The organism is Candidatus Neomarinimicrobiota bacterium (genome assembly GCA_021734025.1).
Lineage (GTDB): Bacteria > Fidelibacterota > JAANXI01 > JAANXI01 > JAANXI01 > JAANXI01.
Genome location: JAIPJS010000005.1, coordinates 21,511 through 36,513 on the forward strand (window position 1 = coordinate 21,511; position 15,003 = coordinate 36,513).

At 43.9% G+C, this 15,003-nt stretch carries 13 protein-coding genes; 9 read left to right on the plus strand and 4 right to left on the minus strand.

The window, feature by feature from the left end; genetic code table 11:
- Positions 1–201: 201 nt before the first annotated feature.
- The gene (locus tag K9N57_07470; protein ID MCF7804011.1) at positions 202–720 is read right to left on the minus strand and encodes a hypothetical protein; all 519 of its coding nucleotides are present in this window, start codon (positions 718–720) and stop codon (positions 202–204) included.
- 297 nt (positions 721–1,017) lie between these two features.
- Here K9N57_07470 and K9N57_07475 point away from each other — a divergent pair, with 297 nt between their 5' ends.
- The 3 genes from K9N57_07475 to K9N57_07485 all read left to right on the plus strand — a co-directional run bounded on the left by K9N57_07475 (position 1,018) and on the right by K9N57_07485 (position 3,375).
- The gene (locus tag K9N57_07475) at positions 1,018–1,785 is read left to right on the plus strand and encodes a hypothetical protein (protein ID MCF7804012.1); all 768 of its coding nucleotides are present in this window, start codon (positions 1,018–1,020) and stop codon (positions 1,783–1,785) included.
- A complete protein-coding gene (locus K9N57_07480) occupies positions 1,782–2,795 on the plus strand; it encodes a hypothetical protein (protein MCF7804013.1) in 1,014 nt (337 codons plus the stop codon). Before K9N57_07475 ends, K9N57_07480 begins: the two co-directional genes overlap by 4 nt.
- Positions 2,796–2,916: 121 nt before the next feature.
- Positions 2,917–3,375, plus strand: coding sequence for an SRPBCC family protein (locus K9N57_07485; protein ID MCF7804014.1), 459 nt, complete (start codon positions 2,917–2,919; stop codon positions 3,373–3,375).
- Positions 3,376–3,605: 230 nt separating this feature from the next.
- Here the strand turns inward: K9N57_07485 and K9N57_07490 are convergent, their stop codons facing one another.
- Entirely contained in the window at positions 3,606–4,268 is a 663-nt protein-coding gene (locus K9N57_07490) for a class I SAM-dependent methyltransferase (GenBank protein ID MCF7804015.1), read from the minus strand.
- Positions 4,269–4,977: 709 nt separating this feature from the next.
- Here K9N57_07490 and K9N57_07495 point away from each other — a divergent pair.
- A complete protein-coding gene (locus tag K9N57_07495; GenBank protein MCF7804016.1) occupies positions 4,978–6,705 on the plus strand; it encodes an SWIM zinc finger family protein in 1,728 nt (575 codons plus the stop codon).
- 682 nt (positions 6,706–7,387) lie between these two features.
- Here K9N57_07495 and K9N57_07500 read toward each other — a convergent pair.
- Both K9N57_07500 and K9N57_07505 read right to left on the minus strand, forming a co-directional pair.
- Positions 7,388–7,897: a hypothetical protein gene (locus K9N57_07500; GenBank protein ID MCF7804017.1), complete on the minus strand. Its 510-nt coding sequence runs from the start codon at positions 7,895–7,897 to the stop codon at positions 7,388–7,390.
- Positions 7,898–8,953, minus strand: coding sequence for an ImmA/IrrE family metallo-endopeptidase (locus K9N57_07505; protein MCF7804018.1), 1,056 nt, complete (start codon positions 8,951–8,953; stop codon positions 7,898–7,900).
- Between the two features lie 86 nt (positions 8,954–9,039).
- On the opposite strand from K9N57_07505, the gene K9N57_07510 reads away from it, so the two are divergent.
- The 5 genes from K9N57_07510 (at position 9,040) to K9N57_07530 (ending at position 15,002) form a co-directional block, all read left to right on the plus strand.
- Positions 9,040–9,213, plus strand: coding sequence for a hypothetical protein (locus K9N57_07510; GenBank protein MCF7804019.1), 174 nt, complete (start codon positions 9,040–9,042; stop codon positions 9,211–9,213).
- Between the two features lie 917 nt (positions 9,214–10,130).
- Positions 10,131–10,553 carry a DNA mismatch endonuclease Vsr gene (gene vsr, locus K9N57_07515; protein MCF7804020.1) on the plus strand — a complete coding sequence of 141 codons (423 nt, stop codon included), beginning with the start codon at positions 10,131–10,133 and terminating at the stop codon, positions 10,551–10,553.
- Positions 10,550–10,987, plus strand: a complete 438-nt coding sequence (locus tag K9N57_07520) for a DNA cytosine methyltransferase (protein ID MCF7804021.1) — start codon at positions 10,550–10,552, stop codon at positions 10,985–10,987. The genes vsr and K9N57_07520 overlap by 4 nt, the downstream gene beginning before the upstream one ends.
- Before the next feature lie 449 nt (positions 10,988–11,436).
- Positions 11,437–12,642: a DNA cytosine methyltransferase gene (locus K9N57_07525; protein MCF7804022.1), complete on the plus strand. Its 1,206-nt coding sequence runs from the start codon at positions 11,437–11,439 to the stop codon at positions 12,640–12,642.
- Positions 12,642–15,002, plus strand: coding sequence for an ATP-binding protein (locus tag K9N57_07530; protein ID MCF7804023.1), 2,361 nt, complete (start codon positions 12,642–12,644; stop codon positions 15,000–15,002). Before K9N57_07525 ends, K9N57_07530 begins: the two co-directional genes overlap by 1 nt.
- Position 15,003: the final 1 nt, after the last annotated feature.

Consider the following 15,003-nt stretch of genomic DNA (forward strand, 5'->3'; position numbering starts at 1 on the left):
ACAACCCGGAAATCTTATTGTCAAGCGCTTTTGTGACTGAAAAAATTATTTGGTCATAAAGAGTATTGCGTATTGCGTATGACGTATAAAATGATACAGGAGTGAGATTTACGCAATACATCATACGCAATAAAAAAACAAAACCCCGCCGCCAATTCCCTGGCGACGGGGTATGATTAACCCTGGTCTCTTTATCCGGCGTTACGCCGTTTTGCCAATATATTGGACGGCCAGCTGTATGCCGCGGTCTCCATTCCAGAGCTGTATTACGATTTCTGTCTCTTCGGTTTGCCAAGACGTTTGTAACTGTACCTCGCCGTTTTCCAGCCCCTCAGCCGGTTTGTCCTGATATTGCTCTGCCTGGACAAGTGTGGTGTCAACCTCGGGGGAACCGTAGTCTTCCCTCATGGTGGACTCCAATGATTCGAAATACTCGACAAACTGCGAGCCACTTTCAAATCCGGCATTGAGGATATATTGACCCTGGTTCAGCGTATTATTTTGGCCTTCGAACTGATAGACCACGTACACCTGTTCGCCTGCCAAATCGTCGGAATAGTACAGAACGTTGGCCTTTTCCTGGAGGAGCTGGTTATCTTCTGCTGATTTTACCTCAGATTTGGTCATGCCCCAGGATGTACTCCGGAAATCCGTGTCCTGTGCTATCAATGGCGAAACACCAATTAATAACATTAATACAAGTGCGGCAAATTTACGCATCTCGCGCCTCCTTTGGCTTTAATGAATCTCCTGTGTAAAAGGCTCAAATCTTTGCACAAAAAAAGAAAATATGTGTACGGATTACCGCGGAATCACCTCCCTGAAATTCTTTCTGCTTACTAGCTACGAATTATGGGCGGTAATCGCAAGGAATGCCCATTGGAACCGCGCCTGGGCGACGATTTCAGTTGTTTCACCCTGCGCGCTAGTCTATATTATTTTTGCTTCTTTCAGGTTATTCTCAGAACTATTACGTTCACATTGCTGTTTGTCAATCGAACTCCGAAGCGGATTGATATGATGCGGGTTTTACGAACGTTTATTGTACTCTTTATAACAACCGGAGCCGTCTTATCCCAGGAAACCATTCCCCTCCCTGCCGGGATTACCGCCGGCCTGGGAATCGGAAACTTTGGTGTGACAGACCAGTACATCTCTGCAGCGAAATATGCCGGCCTGACCAACAATTTCTATACAAGATGGGATAAAGATCATCAGAATTCCCACACGCGGATCGCATTCGGTTACCAGTACGGTGAAAAGATCGCCAATCACAATGTTTCGGCGCAGGTACGCCAGTTCTCGCTCCGCCGTGCAAATCTGTATCCGGTTGCCACAGAATCGTTATTTTCCAGAGATGTTGCTTTCTATTTAGGACCGTCGACGGAGTCATTTATCCATCTCAGACGCCAGCAGATTGCCAGCGGCGGCGCTGCATTCCGGACGTCCTACTCGTTTGCCGCCTTGTTTTCTCTGGGAATAAACGGAGAGTTGGTAACTCCACTTTCCGAGAAAACCGGTCTCCGGCTGGGCAGTAATCTGAGCTTGCTCTCTGCGGGACTCCGTATCATAGATTTGACGGGCGAATCCAACGATTCACCGCTCAAACTCCTGATTCCGTTCACCGGGATGACATTCTCCGCAAATGTGTCCATTGATTACCGGCTCCATCGCCGGGTCGCTCTATCCACCGGTTATGACCTGTTTGTCAGCCGGATTACCGCCTGGGAAAATTTTCTGGTTGCGAGCGACAATCTTTTCATCTCGCTGAGGTTTTTTCTGTGAAGAAACGGCTTTATATCATCAGTTTTTTCAGTATTACTCTGGTGACGCTGAGTTGCCAAAATCTTCTGGTGGAGCCTGCTTCTCAAAACGATAACATGGAAGACTTCATTACGGTCTGGCACACTGTGAATACGGTCTATCCGCTGTTGGAATTTAAAAACATCGACTGGGACAGTATTTACACCGCGTATCTTCCGCGTGCCGAGGCGGCCCGGGGTGACGAAATGTATCCCCTGTTAACCGACCTGCTCGGCGAACTGCACGATGGCCACGCCTCGTTGATCACTAACGGCGGATGGCCCATCTCAACGTGGGAATCCCCTAGGTTGCAACGCGATCGTCACGCCTTCAGTCCGCTGGTTGTCCGGAACTATTTTTCACATCCCCTGGAAATCGCCGGCCAGGGTAATCTGGAGTACGAATACATGACGCCGGACATCGGGTACATTTATATTTCCACATTTACCGAGGGAGACTGGAAACGTGCATTTGACCAAATACTGCGATATTTCGGTGACTCGAAAGGACTAATATTAGATGTGCGAAATAACAGCGGAGGCCACGGATCCACATTCTACTATTTACTGGCAAAGTTTCTGACATCCCCGGTAACTGTGACCGATTTTTCCAGAACCCTCACCAGAAAGACGACCATATCTCCAAGCACCGAAAATCAATACACCAAACCTGTGGTTATACTGTTGAACGGAACAAGCGCCAGCGCTGCCGAGATTTTTCCGGCGCTCATGCATGATGAGCAGGCGGTGACGCTAATCGGTGATACCACAGCTGGGTTGGGGGGGAATATCTACGAATTTGACCTGCCGTCCGGTAAAAGAGCACGGATTATCAACCGCTATTTTACCAGTTATGATGGCACTGTCATCGAATGGAATGGCGTCGTACCGGATATTCGCGTTGAGCAAACGCCTGCGGACTTACAGCAGGGCGCGGATTATCAACTTGAATTTGCCAGAGATTATTTGAGTGGGTTACCGAGCGGAAGATAAAACGCCTGATATGGTCCTTTGCGGGTCAAGTGGTGAACCGATACATTTTGATATTTCCGGATCTTGATTCATATTTACTTAAGTGTGTTATATTATTGAAAAAGATAAAAGGAGCGCGTTGGTGATACGAGTCCAATATGAGACGATAATTGACCGCTCCCTCACCGATGTGTTTGATCGCCTAATCGACATAAACGGTTACCCGGACTGGCTGCCGAAATCCAAAGTGTTTTTGCATTGTCGCAAGACATCGGAAGGGCCGATCGGAAAAGGAACCACATTTATCGATGAAACCAGAGTGGGAACCTATACAGGTGAAGTTCTGGAATTTGAGCGTCCCACCAAAATCACCTTTCGGAATGAACTGCGCTGGTTCGGTCTCAGGGTGATGGAAACCTATCCTGCCTACGAACTGGAGTCAGTGGAAGACGGAACCAGAGTACGTCACCATGCCGAAGGAAAAATGTTCGGCCTCTTCAAACTCATGCAGCCATACGTGGCCATGCGCGCGAAAGAAGAGCGGATACGGACGGTGGAAATGCTGAAAAAATCGTTAGAAGCGGAAGCCGCCTCGCAATGAGATTGCGAGGCTTTTTTGGATTTGATTTACGCAATCGATTAGCCTTGAAATCTAATTTCAAGGCATGCTCATCCCCACATTCCGGTACTCTTCAAATGGGGCTAATTCGGATTAATGTCGATCCTCAAATAAATTGAGGGTTAATACGCAGTAAGCAATATTTACCAAATAGAGTAAGATTATGATTAAGATTCAGAAACGCCAAAAACACCTGGTTTCCCACAGTATCCCTATCGTTTTAACGCCAGCGTCAACCCGTCGCTCAGCGGGAGCATGCTGAGATCGATGCGGTCGTCCTGGTGCAGTTTCTCGTTTAATGCGCGCATGGCGACGGTGTTTTCGTCGTCGGAGTTTTCGTTGAGGACTCGCCCCCGACGTAGCACGTTGTCGAATATAATCAGTCCGCCGGGTCGCAGCAGCTGCAGGCACTGCTCATAATACGTATCGTATCCGGTCTTGTCTGCGTCGATGAAGGCGAAGTCATAGCGGCCTTCTTCACCGGATTCTATCAGCTTTTGCAAAGTCTCGTCTGCCGGCGCGATACGAAGGTCGATCTTCTCTGCGACGCCAGCTTTTTGCCAATACTCCTGTGCCATCCTTGTCCACTCTTCACTCACATCACAGGCGACGACCGTGCCGTCCTCCGGCAGCGCCATGGCTGTCCAGAGTGCGGAGTATCCGGTAAACGTGCCAATTTCCAGCGTGCGTTTTGCGCCCATTAATTTTACCAGCAAATACATAAACTGGCCCTGCTCCGGGGAGATCTGCATCCGGGCCATTTCCATTGTGCCGGTTTCTTCGCGGAGATCTCTGAATACCTCCGGTTCGCGGAGGGTGACGGATAACAGATAATCGTGTAAATCTGGCGTAAGATTTATAGTTGAGCGGGACATTGGGGCTCCTTTTCATTCAAATAATTCAAGACAGCAATAAGTTTCTTGAACTTCGGCATTTTGAGGAATTTTATCTACCGGCATTCTTTCTTCTTTTGCCTTGATACAAAAGTGGAGAAAAAATCAAGGCTGCCAAATTAATTTCGGTATCGGCAGCAACGCCCTCCTTACCAGAACCAGAAACTCGTCCGGCAACTGCCGGACTCAAACAGCTGGTTCTGGCTTCACGTCGGACGTTGGCCGACAGAGCGAAATTAATTTGAAGGCCGAAACTCAAAAGCAAAGAGATTCGTTTTTCGGTCTCGCCATTCCTTAAGTACGAACGACTGGTGCGATGAGGACAGGATAATTCGGCTGTCTGACGGAGTGGAGCGACGGAGTTCCGAATTATCCCCGAATCGCAGCGTAGTTGTTCTAGAAAGGAATGGCATAACCGGATTTTTGCAGCACTTTTTCTAAAAAAGTGCGGAAGAAAAAGAAAGTTTATCTTTCGACATAGGTTAGTATTTATCAAAAACATTTACCTATTGTACCAGTCACATCAATTTGTTTGTATTCCCCTTTTGCCTTGATATAAAAGTGGAGGTCGGAGTAATACCAAACATTTTATGAGGAAAAAAGAACCACGATGGTCGACCAATTCCGAAATGATTTATTGTGATAAACTTTTCTCCTTTGACAATCTCAGTCGCTGCGGTAGGTTTGCACTATGCCTCTTCCAAATCTCACACTCACGAATTTTACCGGGGAAGTATCGTCAACTATCGTTGATAGAGGGCAGGACTATTTTTATCGCGATCTGGTAACTTCGCTTGAGGAATCGCTGGATGGTCAGTGGGTGGCGCAGGTCAGGGGTACCGCAACATATACCGTCGAAATATCACTTTCCAATGATGTGGTGGCGTCCTGGGCGTGCACCTGTCCTTATGATTATGGACCAGTGTGCAAGCACGTGGTTGCAGTATTGATGGAGTTGAAGGAGGGGAAATCTGCGAAAGCCGATCCGGAGCAGAAAAAGCGGTCTACCAGAAAATCACCGGAAAGGCGGTTTGATTCACTGGTCGACGACCTGCCGGTGGACGCGCTCCGGAAATTCCTCCGCGATTACGCGCAGTTTCATCCGGAGATGGAACGGGAATTCCTGGCAAAATTTACCACTGCGGACGTCCCCGACGCCTGGCGGGATTACGTCGCCGTGATCCGGGAATCGGCGCGGGCAGGCTCCGACCGCCATGGATTTATTAAATATTCGAACAGCTTCCGGGTTATGCAGCCGATCCATACGATGATTCAGCAGGCATACGAAAAATTGGAGTCCGCGGAATATCACGCCGCCTGGCACATCGCCCGCGCCGTAGTGCAGGAAGTGCCGAAACTCATCCAGCGGATGGATGATTCCAGTGGTGACGGCGGTTTTGTGACGAACAACGCCCTGGAGATCCTCCGGGAAGCCGGCACTGCCACCGAAGATGATGACTTACAGTCGGAGATTTTTCAGTTTTTGCTGAAAGAGTATCCAAAACAGCAGTATTCCGATTTTGGATTTGATGAGACTATCCTGTCTGTCCTGACAGCACTGATCAGGAATCCCCGGCAGGCTAAGCAGGTGGAGCGGCTCATCAAAGCACAGCTGGAAGCGGCGGAAAATGCGGAAGATGACTTTGGCTTCGATTACCGGTTTCAGCGAGCGCTGAAACATCAGATCGAATTCCTGGAGCAGACCGGCCGGGAGGACGAAGCCGCCGATATTATCGATGCGCATCTGGACATCGAGGAGTTCCGGGAGCGGCGGATTCAGGAAGCATTTGATCAAGAGGATTTCGACACGGCAAAATCACTGGTACGGGATGGGATTAAACTTATACGGGAGCAAAAGTATCCGCCTGGATACGAATATCGCTGGGAACAGTGGCTGTTCCGGATTGCCAAAGCGGAAGAGGACACGGAGAACATTCGTCAATATGCACGGTTCTTTTTCCTCCATCGACGGCAGGATATCTCCTGGTATAAGGAGCTCAGATCGACCTATACCGATCAGGAATGGCGCCCAATTCTGGCGGATCTGATTGAGGAGATCCGTTCGAAATCATACTTCCCGGCCCGGGCGCTGGCGGAGGTCTATGCGTATGAACATCACTGGGATGATTTGCTGCAATTGTTATCGGAGAACCCGGACCTTTCTCTGCTGAAGGAGTACGGCACTTATCTCAGGGAAGATTTTCCCGAAGACCTCCTCGCAATATACGGGGAGACCCTGCGCGCCTTTGCGGCGGAGTATACGGGGCGCAAGTATTACCGGGAGATTGTCAGGACGCTGAACAACATCCGGGACATCTCCGGTGGCGCCGATTTCGTGCGGAACCTGGTGGCGGAATTCCGGGAAACCTATAATCGCCGCCCGGCGATGCAGGAGGAATTGGATAAGGTAAAGGCATAGTGAGCCGGCCTACGTCATTGTGACCCTGCCAGGGTCTTTCGTCATCAATTCCTTTGCTCACCACAGCATTGCCCAAATTAAACCCAAGAATACAAGCAAATTGCCAAAGCAAGTTTTTTACGGCATCTGAAATCGTATTGTAGAACTTCTGCCGCGATGTCGGCAGGGAGAATCAGCTGTTTGACCGAGTGAAACGAGGGAGTTCTGATTCTCCCAGACGAGCGGTGTAGCAGTTCTTAATAGGATTTCAGCAGCCGGATTTTTGCAGCACTTTTTCTAAAAAAGTGCGGAGAAAAAGAAATTTATCTTCCGATACAGGTTCGGATTTATAAAAAAGGTTAATCTGTTGTACGGTTATGCAATCACATTAATTTAGTTTTAAGCATCCCCGTTTTGTCTTGATACAAAACGGGGTAAAAAATCAAGGCTGCCACTACAATTTCGGTATCGGCACCCATTCCCTCCGGGCCAGAACCAGAACTCCCTGCGGTCAGACAGCTGGTTCTGGCTGTCCTATGGTCATGGGCCGATAGAGCAAAATTGTAGTGGAGGCCGGAGTAAAAAACAACGGTGGCCAAAATTGAAAACGATGCCAAAACTAAAAAGTGAAGAGAAGCGTTGGTTTTATCGGTCTCGCCACTCCTTTGGTACGAACTACTGGTGCGATGAGGACAGGATAATATTAATGGCTCCAATTCTTTTTAAGATTTTCAAACGCATGCAGCAGTTTTTCATTTCTGCGATAGTATAAATTGTGTTCGAAGACCTGTTCTAACTTTACAATGGCTTCATCTGTCGTTAGGGTGTTTTCCATTACCATCCGATCAAAAGCCCACAACAACCCATGTGTCTTTATCTTGTGCTTTCTTCCCATTTTACGCAAAACGCCATCGCTGGTTAGCAGCAATGCACTTTCCTTTTTAGCAAGAAACCAAACTGAGCGGTCGGCAATCGAAAGGGACATGGACAGGTTGAAGGGATCCGTTTCGTCAATAAAGTTCTCTTCGATTTCAACAATAGTGAGTTTTTCTTTTTCTACCCATGTGGATAAAAATTCACGTTGGTCTTGATCTAACTCCATCCACACCTGATATGAGGTAATAATATTATGGGGTAATTGGAAAAAGGCATTACAAGCATCGCACAGCAGCAAATCGATAAATATCGAAGCATCTGTGACGGCTAATTTCATCTATCCCAGGAGGAAGTTGTGACGGAATTCGTTTATCGGCTGATTCTTCAGTGCTGCGGCCTTCGAAATAGAGATATACTCCTCTGCCAGCGCCTGGCCGATTAACTGATCGAATCGGAGAGCCTGTTCCTCTCCGGTGTATTCTGCCAGATCGGACTCATCCTGTCTCAGGTTATTGCTGTTGATAAATTTGTAAAAATCCCGGTAAGCCCCTTCACTCATAATCTCCAATTCCTTCAGCCGGGTCGCGATGGCTTGTATCGAGATCCCGTACTGTCGTTTCAGTGAAGCAAGTTCCTGTAAAGAAACTTTCTTCCGCTTTAAACCGAGTTCTGCTTCAACTGCCCGCTTATCCAGCAGCATCGCACCGGCAAAATGATGGCAAAGACTTTCCTGCTTCCGGTGATTCATGTGGTTAATATTCAAAAGGAGATGTCCGAGCTCGTGCATCGCATTGAACCGGTAGCGGTCAAGTGAACCTTTTTTCTCTTTATTCAGAACGATAACCGGGACAGAGTTGTTAATCCAGGAAGAAAAACCATCGATCGAATCGTCGCCACTCAATTCGATTATTTTGATACCCCGATCTTCCAGCAATTCCAGAACATTGTAGAGGGGATCGATGCCGAGATTCCATTGATCCCTCAATTGCTGCGCTGCGTTTTCGACATCCTTTTTATTGGTAATATTTTGTTCTTGTAGTGGATTTTTTACATGTGGCTGGGTACCGAGAATTTTTTCCAGCTCAAGATAGCGTTCCAGGAAATCACGTGCGGTTTCCACAATTCGGTTCTGTTCTTTTTTCTGGAGCCTTGACAGTTTTCTAAACGAAATCTCCTCGATTTCTACCGCATGATCCCGATAAAAGTAATCCGGTTTCAAATCCAAAGCATCTGCGATGTTTTGGATCATCACGTTGCCCGGTACGACCTGCCCTTTTTCATACTTGTGCAGCGCCTGCCTGCTGATTCTATTGTCGAGACGATCAGACAAGTCCTGCAACGAAAATCCCCGCATAAGACGCGCATGTTTTAAACGCTGTGCAAGTTGTGGCATTTTTACCTCCCAATCTTGTTGACAAGATAGATTAGTAATAGTAGTTTGTCAACCAAAGAAAGAACAATGTAAGGAGGTGATTAACCATGGCGACAAATGGCAAGTCCGGCGATAACCGTCGGCATGGTGCCGTTCGCAACCGCTCCCAGATTAAAAATCCGGTAAACGGCTTGTACATTAAACGCAACAGAAAAACCGGCCGGTTTATGGACGTGAAAACCAGCGGTGGCAGATTTAAAGGCGTCCGCCGGGAGAAGTGAGCGATGCGAGTCAAAAAGACCTTGACAGGTGTCCGGGACCCTGCCAGGGTCTATCGGCATCAATCATTCCAATTTGACTTTATTCCCCCTTTTGCCTTGATGCAAAAGGGGGCGAAAAAATCAAGGCTGCCACTACAATTTCGGTATCGGCACCCATTCCCTCCGGGCCAGAACCAGAACTCGGTCATTGCATTCTCTCAAACAGATAATACTGGCTTTACGTCGGACGTTGGCCGACAGAGCGAAATTAATTTGAAGGCCAAGTTCCAAAAGCACGAGAGTCGGTTTTTCGGTCTCGCCATGCTTGAGCCCCAGTTCCGGCGTCTACCTTTCGACAAGCTCAGCTCCGGAAGGAGCCTCTTCCGAGGGATGACGCCTCTAGGAGTCACTCTGAGCCTGTCGAAGAGTGGCAAACTCTTTGTCTATCGAATGTGAGGAATTTCCCAAATTGGAGTGAAAGATAAATTCATGAATTATTCAGGTTAGGTTTTCATAAAAACGTTTATCGATTGTATCGGGAAGCAATTATATCAATTTGACTTTATTACCCGTTTTGTCTTGATACAAAACGGGTAGAAAAAATCAAGGCTGCCACGACAATTTCGGTATCGGCACCCATTCCCTCCGGGCCAGAACCAGAACTCCCTTCGGTCAGACAGCTGGTTCTGACGATCCTCCAGTCATGGGCCGATAAAGCAAAATTGTAGTGGAGGCCGGATGAACAAAACAGTATACAATCTGAAAAATATCAGTAGTACACAAAATTGAAAGCGAGGCCAATACCTTAAAGCAAAGGGAATAATACTGTAGTTTATCTGTTGTACTTCAGTCACATCTTGGTAATATTACACCCGTAAACCGAGTCCTAAATATGGTACTTGGTAAAGTACCATTTTAAACGATGACGCTCACTTAAAATGACCGACGTTCACGAGCCGGAAGTCCGCAGTTACAATATGAGCCGGATTCGGGGTAAGGATACTAAACCCGAAATGCTGGTTCGGAAGTTTTTGCATTCCTACGGTTTTCGTTACCGGTTACACGTGAACAATTTGCCTGGAAAACCGGATCTGGTTTTACCAAAATATAACACCGCGATATTTGTTCACGGCTGCTTCTGGCATGCGCACGAAGGATGTGAGTACTTCAAAATTCCGCAAACCCGAACGGAATTTTGGAAAGAAAAATTATTCGGTAACAGAGAAAGGGACGAGGAAAACATTTCTGAACTCCGGAAAATGGAGTGGAACGTTATCGTGGTTTGGGAGTGTGAGTTAAAATCAGAGGAAAAGGAAGTGAAACTTCAGGAAATTGCAAATAAGGTTGAAGAAAATAAATGAGCATACCTGTTATTGACATTTTTGCCGGCCCTGGAGGCTTAGGAGAAGGATTTAGTTCCGTTATGAATGAAGAGGGAGAACGGTTTTTTAATACAGTCCTCTCTATTGAAATGGATGAGTATGCTCACGAAACGTTAGAGTTACGAAGTTTTTTCCGCCAGTTTGCGCCCGGCAAGGCTCCTGAAGAGTATTACAAGTTTTTACGGCAGGAAATCGATAAAGAAGAATTATTTAAGTCTTGGCCTGAGCAGGAAGAAAAAGCAAAAAATGAAGCTTGGAATATCAAGCTTGGATTTGATGAAAGTTCAGTAACCCCAGATGAAGTCGATCGAAGGATAAGGGTTGCATTAAACAATGAAAAAAAATGGGTTTTGATCGGTGGCCCTCGTTGCCAAGAAAAGCCTATGCCGACTCTCAATGGCCAAAATCTGTGATTTTGTTCCTATTGAGTTATCGGTAAAACTCGCTACACTCAGAAAATCTTTAAAAAGTTATTAGTTCTGAGTCTGATTTTTATTATCATATTAAGGAGACTTTCGAAGGGTTTTCTCAAATAATTGTATCGATCAAAATTCGAATTGTGCCCAGTGGTGATGAAATTTGTCGCTGGATCGATGATAACCTGAATTCGGCAAAGATTCCAAGAGAAGTAATACTCGAGGATATAGGTGATGGACTCAATTCCTTTGGCGTACACTTTAAAAACTATGACCCCAAAGCCAGGTTCGCCGATAAAGAAAAAGTGAAGAGGTTGTCGAGGTTGGTGTAGGAGGGATGATGAGAAACCATATACTATCCTGAAAATTCTTATTTTATAAATGACTAAGTTTGTTCATTTTAGAGAAAGTTAAACAACTAATTTATTTCAGAATAGCTTAAATTAATGAAATACATAGATTTATTTGCGGGTGCCGGCGGTCTTTCTGAAGGTTTTTACAGGGAAGGATTTGAAGCTGTGGCTCATATTGAAAAAGATCACCATGCTTGCCAGACTATTAAAACCCGGACTGCCTTTCATTATTTAAAGCAGGAAAATCATATCTCTGAATATATTCGTTATCTGAACCAAGAAATAACAAGAGAAGAATTCTATGATTTAATACCTGATGAAATACTTGATACGGTAATTGACGCTGAAATATCGGAAGAGACCTTAGAAGACCTTTTCAATTTAATTGACCAGAAGCTTGAGGATGAAGAACTTGATTTAATAATTGGTGGCCCTCCTTGCCAGGCATACTCTAGTGCCTCCGCTTATATTGAAGAAAAAAACGAAAAATTAATTTATTTATATGAATTATATGGTGAATTCCTTGATCACTTTACTCCAAAGATGTTCATCTTTGAAAATGTACCTGGAATTTATACGGCAGATGAAGGAAAATATTATGAAGGGCTGAAAGAATGCTTTAAAAATGCGGGCTATGAATTTGAAGATAAAAAATTGGATGCTTCTGAATTTAACGTACCACAGAAGAGAGAACGGGTAATCATAATTGGTTGGAGAGAAAACTTAGATTTATCATATCCTGAATTTGAAAAGAAAATACCCGATACAAAGATTGACGAATTATTTAATGATTTACCAGACCTTGAACCAGGCAAGTCTTACGATCCGGGAAATCACTACACACAAGGAGGATCTGAGTATGTTAATACCTATATCCGAAACGGAATAGATGTATTGACACACCACATTGCCCGCCCTCATAATGAAAGAGATTTGAATATTTACAGAATGGCTATAGAAAGATGGGAAGGAGGTGCGAGGTTAAAGAATTCAGATATTCCTGAAGAGATGAGAACTCAAAAAAATATCTCATCTTTTTTGGATCGTTTTAAAGTAGTTGATGGTGAAGGTTTTTCTCATACTATGATAGCTCATATCGCCAAAGATGGTCATTACTACATTCATCCGGATCAGAAGCAATTACGCTCTATTTCAGTTAGGGAAGCGGCCAGAATTCAGTCTTTTCCAGACGATTACTTTTTTGAAGGACCTCGAACTTCTGTATTTACTCAAATTGGCAATGCTGTGCCACCAATTCTTGCACAAGAAATAGCACGCAAAATAAAAAGGGTCCTTTGATGACTAATTATAAAGAGATATCAACTTATTCTTTTACTCCAGGGGCAATGTCAATTATTCAGATGGGCGAAGAACTCATTGGGCAACCCAATACTGCTATTAATGAATTAGTAAAAAACGCCTATGATGCCGACGCAAAGAATTGCGAAGTTTATTTTCACAGTGCTGAATCAAAAGAATCATCCTTTACTCTAATTTTTGATGATGGAAATGGGATGGATGAGTCTATTCTATTTGGTGATTGGCTTAAGCCTTCTGTAAGTGATAAACGAAAGGAGGGGGTTAAAAGTCCTGTATATGGAAGAAATTTATTGGGTAGTAAAGGAATTGGCAGACTTGCTTCTATGGCCCTGGGCAGGCTTGTTACTGTTATTTCAAGACAAAATCCTTCGGATGATTATAACTGGATAACAGTAGACAGGGAATTATTTAAGGAGGAAGCTTTACTTAAGGATATCAAATTTCCAGGCTCAAGCATTGAGAACTACCTAGATTTATTTAGAGATGAGGAGTTACTAGAAATTAGAAACTCTTATGAAAATGATGAGCTTTTTGAGGTTCTGAAAAAAAATGACCTTGATCATTTTGAGAAAGGCACATTAATATTGATTGAGGAGTTTGATGAAGCGGTAGTTAAAATTCTCAGGAAAGATTTTCTCGAAAGTAACGAGAAATTAAATGAGCACTCTCTGAAGAGTACCAATTTCTATAAGTCTTTAGCCACACTTATTACTCCGATAACTTTAAGTTCGGAAATCCAGGATGAATTATTAGAAAGAGAAATAATTGATGCGAAGAAAATCATTGCATCAAAAGATGATTCATTTGAAATAAGTTTTGGAATCAATTTGCTCCCTGATCAGGAAAAATCTGAAATAGAATGGCAGGATATAGACCCAATTCCAATACTTGATGTTTTTGATTACAGGGTCTTTGGTAAAGTTACTGGCGAAGGTGATGTTGATGGATATCTTGGCTTCAACAGACTTGAAAAAGATGGCCATGAAATAACTTTTTCAATTTCTCGGAATGAAATTAAAGATAAAAGCTTACGCGGTAAGGATCAGCCGACATTATTTGATAATGAAAGTGATTCTGAAAATGAAATGGAGACAGGCGAATATTACTTTGACTTCCGAGTATATGATATGGGAGAATCTGATAATCGGGCAAAACTATCTGAAAAAGCTGGGTTCGAAAATATAAATACCTTTAGAAGTACTTTTAAAGAATTTCAAGGGCTTAGGGTTTCAAAAAATGGATTTGGTGTAAAGCCATATGGGGAAGAGGTCGAAGACTGGATAGGTTTATCTAAAGCGAGAGTTCAGAATCCAGGTCAAAATGTTAATACCAATCAGATTATTGGTTATGTCTTTTTCTATTCCCCGGAAAATGATCAGATTGAAGAAAAGACTAACAGAGAAGGTTTTCTTGAAAACACAGCTTTCATTCAGGTTAAGGAAACTTTAAAAGTTATTTTCAAAAACCTAGGACGTAAAAGGTATAACTATCGATTAAAGCATGGTCTTGGCAGGGTGCCTTCCAGTAAACATAAAAGACCTAACATAGATAAGTTTCTAAAGTCTATTGAATCCAGTAAAAATGTAGATCAGGCCAGAAAAAAATCAGAAAAATTTGTCAAAGAGATTACGACTTCTTTGGATAATTTAGAAGAGGCATTAACATTTTCAGAACGATTAGCATCTCTTGGTAGCGGAATAGAACTGGTGTATCATGAGATGGTACAGCCTATTTCAACTTTGAGAACTACGAAATCTTCCTTAGATCTAAAGAAAGAGAAAATTGCTGAGGCGGTTAAAGAGATCTTCCTCAACGATATAAATTCATTGAATAGTGCAACTGATGTATTAGCAGAGTTAAGAAATTCTCTTCAACCTGCAATAGGGAGAACAAGAACTAAAAAATTCAAACCTGTTGATACCTTTTTGCGGGTATGCACCTTATTTAAAACGGATTTTGAGGATGCAGAAATTAGTATAAATCTTATTGGAGAAACTGAAAATTTTACTCTGAAAGATTATGAATACCCCTTCTGGATAGCTTTCCTGAATATTTTAAATAATGCCGTTTATTGGATAAAAAGGTCGGAGGAACCAGGAACTATTTATTTTCAAATAGACAATGGAAACATAATAGTAGGTAATACAGGACCGCTTATATCAGAAGATATTATAGAAGATATTTTTGAATATGGTGTCACAACCAGAAAAGAGAAAAATGCAACCGGATTAGGCCTTTCTTACACGCAAAGTATTCTCAGTAAAAATGATTGGGACATAACAGCTGAGAATCGAAAAAATGGACCGGTATTTATAATAAAAAAGCAAGAAAGTGAATAAT